This is a genomic window from Corynebacterium sp. AOP40-9SA-29 (assembly GCF_052377405.1).
Classification (GTDB): Bacteria; Actinomycetota; Actinomycetes; order Mycobacteriales; family Mycobacteriaceae; genus Corynebacterium.
The window spans coordinates 1-3,595 of record NZ_JBQSWR010000018.1 but is presented as its reverse complement, the minus strand read 5'-3'; the positions used below and the strand labels follow the sequence as shown (position 1 = coordinate 3,595).

Genomic DNA, 3,595 nt, shown 5'->3' with positions numbered 1-3,595 from the left:
TGTTGAATCCGGGTGGAGATTATGTCTGGATCATCGTTTGTTTAGTCGCATGGCTTTATGTGGTGTCGGCGAGGGTTGTTTGGTTTTGTTGCGGTGTTGGGTGTCTGGAGCAGCATGCTCCTTTTTGTGGGCGCTTGTTGGTGGTGCTGTCGTGCTTGGTTGTGCGGTGGTTGCTTGCTGCGGGTGTCGTGTTGTTTGAGAACTGTATAGTGGACGCGAGTATCTTCTTTATTTTATGCAATTTTTGTAGAGTCATCTTTTTGTTTTAGTGTTGTCTGTGAAGGGCGCACGGTGGATGCCTTGGCACAATGAGCCGATGAAGGACGTGAGAGGCTGCGAAATGCCTCGGGGAGTTGCCAACTGAGCGTTGATCCGAGGATGTCCGAATGGGGAAACCCGGCCGTGGTTATGCACGGTCACCCACTGGTGAATGTATAGCTGGTGTGGAGGGAACGCGGGGAAGTGAAACATCTCAGTACCCGTAGGAGAAGAAAACAATAGTGATTCCGAGAGTAGCGGCGAGCGAAATCGGATGGTGGCTAAACTTCATGTGTGTGATACCTGACAGGGGTTGCATGTGGGGTGTTGTGGGGTCTTGTGTGGTGGGTCTGTCAGCCTGCCGCCTGTGCGCGTGGTGTTAGCGGAAGTGGTTTGGAATGGCCTGCCGTAGACGGTGAGAGTCCGGTACGTGAAAGCATCGTGTGTGTGGGTTGCGAGTGTCCCCGAGTAGCAGCGGGCTCGTGGAATCTGCTGTGAATCTGCCGGGACCACCCGGTAAGCCTGAATACTTGTTGTGACCGATAGCGGATTAGTACCGTGAGGGAATGGTGAAAAGTACCCCGGGAGGGGAGTGAAATAGTACCTGAAACCGTGTGCCTACAATCCGTCAGAGCCTCCTTGTGGGGTGATGGCGTGCCTTTTGAAGAATGAGCCTGCGAGTCAGCGGCACGTCGCGAGGTTAACCCGTGTGGGGTAGCCGTAGCGAAAGCGAATACTAACTAGTGTGTTGTTAGTGGCGTGTCCTGGACCCGAAGCGGGGTGATCTACCCATGGCCAGTGTGAAGCGACGGTAAGACGTCGTGGAGGCGCGAACCCACTTAGGTTGAAAACTGAGGGGATGAGTTGTGGGTAGGGGTGAAAGGCCAATCAAACTCCGTGATAGCTGGTTCTCCCCGAAATGCATTTAGGTGCAGCGTCGTGTGTTTCTTGCCGGAGGTAGAGCTACTGGTTGGTTTAGCGGGACTACCATCTTAGCGACATCAGCCAAACTCCGAATGCCGGTAAGTGAGAGCGCGGCAGTGAGACTGCGGGGGATAAGCTTCGTGGTCGAGAGGGAAACAGCCCAGATCGCCGGCTAAGGCCCCTAAGGGTGTACTAAGTGGAAAAGGATGTGGGATCGCGAAGACAGCCAGGAGGTTGGCTTAGAAGCAGCCATCCTTGAAAGAGTGCGTAATAGCTCACTGGTCGAGTGGTTCTGCGCCGACAATGTAGTGGGGCTCAAGTACACCGCCGAAGCCGCGGAACTCACATCTTTTGGTGTGGGTTGGTAGGGGAGCGTCGTGTAGCGAGTGAAGGTGCGGGGTGACCCAGTGCTGGACGCTATGCGAGTGAGAATGCAGGCATGAGTAGCGAATGATGAGTGAGAACCTCATCCGCCGGATGACCAAGGGTTCCTGGGTCAAGTTAATCTTCCCAGGGTGAGTCGGGGCCTAAGGCGAGGCCGACAGGCGTAGTCGATGGATAACGGGTTGATATTCCCGTACCCGTGTGTGTGCGACCATGGTGAATCAGCGATACTAACTGCCCTGAAGCATGGTGTGGGTCACTTTGTGGCCCTCGTTGTGTGGATGCGTGGGACCTGAGCTGGTAGTAGCCAAGTGATGGGGTGACGCAGGAAGGTAGCCGAGCCACTTATTGGATTGTGGTGTAAGCGTGTGGCCCGAGCCCTAGGTAAATCCGGGGTTCATTATGGGTGAGGCGTGATGCGTACCCGTTTGCGGGGATGTCGGTGATCCTATGCTGTCGAGAAAAGCCTCTAGCGATGTGCACATTCGGCCCGTACCCCAAACCGACACAGGTGGTCAGGTAGAGAATACTAAGGCGATCGGGTGAACTGTGGTTAAGGAACTCGGCAAAATGCCCCCGTAACTTCGGGAGAAGGGGGGCCCGTGCTGGTGATCGATCTTTACGGTTGTGAGCTGGTGTGGGTCGCAGAGGATAGAGGGAAGCGACTGTTTACTAAAAACACAGGTCCGTGCGAAGACGGTAAGTCGATGTATACGGACTGACGCCTGCCCGGTGCTGGAAGGTTAAGAGGACCTGTTAGGACCTTTTTGGTTCGAAGCGGAGAATTTAAGCCCCAGTAAACGGCGGTGGTAACTATAACCATCCTAAGGTAGCGAAATTCCTTGTCGGGTAAGTTCCGACCTGCACGAATGGCGTAACGACTTCCCTGCTGTCTCAACCACAGGCCCGGCGAAATTGCAGTACGAGTAAAGATGCTCGTTACGCGCGGCAGGACGAAAAGACCCCGGGACCTTCACTATAGCTTGGTATTGGTGTTCGGTTCGGTTTGTGTAGGATAGGTGGGAGACTGTGAAGCGGCCACGCTAGTGGTTGTGGAGTCGTTGTTGAAATACCACTCTGATCGTGCTGGATATCTGAACCTCGGCCCATGATCTGGGTTAGGGACAGTGCCTGGTGGGTAGTTTAACTGGGGCGGTTGCCTCCCAAAGAGTAACGGAGGCGCCCAAAGGTTCCCTCAGCCTGGTTGGTAATCAGGTGTTGAGTGTAAGTGCACAAGGGAGCTTGACTGTGAGACTGACAGGTCGAGCAGGTACGAAAGTAGGGACTAGTGATCCGGCACCGGCTTGTGGAAGCGGTGTCGCTCAACGGATAAAAGGTACCCCGGGGATAACAGGCTGATCTTCCCCAAGAGTCCATATCGACGGGATGGTTTGGCACCTCGATGTCGGCTCGTCGCATCCTGGGGCTGGAGTTGGTCCCAAGGGTTGGGCTGTTCGCCCATTAAAGCGGCACGCGAGCTGGGTTTAGAACGTCGTGAGACAGTTCGGTCTCTATCCGCCGTGCGCGTTGAAACTTGAGAAAGGCTGACCCTAGTACGAGAGGACCGGGTTGGACATACCTCTGGTGGGCCAGTTGTCACGCCCGTGGCATGGCTGGTTGGCTACGTATGGGAGGGATAACCGCTGAAAGCATCTAAGCGGGAAGCCTGTTTCGAGATGAGGTTTCGTTTGAGGTTCCCTGTAGACTACGGGGTTGATAGGCCGGATCTGGACAGCATGTGAGTGTTGGAGGTGACCGGTACTAATTGACCGAGGATAACATTAGTTAACGTAACGAGTGATTCTGCTGTGTAAGATTTGTTGATTCGCGTCCATTGTGCAGTGTCTGGAACGACACAGCACACCACCTTGGTTGGTGGGTGTGTGTTTTGTTCTGTTGTGTTTGTCGGTGGTTTTAGCGGCGGGGTCACGCCCGGTCCCTTTCCGAACCCGGAAGCTAAGCCTGCCTGCGCCGATGGTACTGCACCCGGGAGGGTGTGGGAGAGTAGGTCGCCGCCGGCATTAAACGT

Annotated in this window: 1 protein-coding gene and 2 rRNA genes; all 3 read left to right on the top strand. The window is 54.9% G+C overall.

Features of this window, described 5'->3' with window-relative positions; all coding sequences use genetic code 11:
• Nucleotides 1-269: hypothetical protein (locus ACT3SZ_RS16325; protein WP_444620397.1), on the top strand; the 269-nt coding region annotated here is incomplete at its 5' end.
• Nucleotides 269-3,350, top strand: a 23S ribosomal RNA gene (locus ACT3SZ_RS16320). The genes ACT3SZ_RS16325 and ACT3SZ_RS16320, both read left to right, overlap by 1 nt.
• A 120-nt stretch (nucleotides 3,351-3,470) precedes the next feature.
• Nucleotides 3,471-3,587, top strand: a 5S ribosomal RNA gene (gene rrf, locus ACT3SZ_RS16315).
• Nucleotides 3,588-3,595 lie beyond the last annotated feature (8 nt).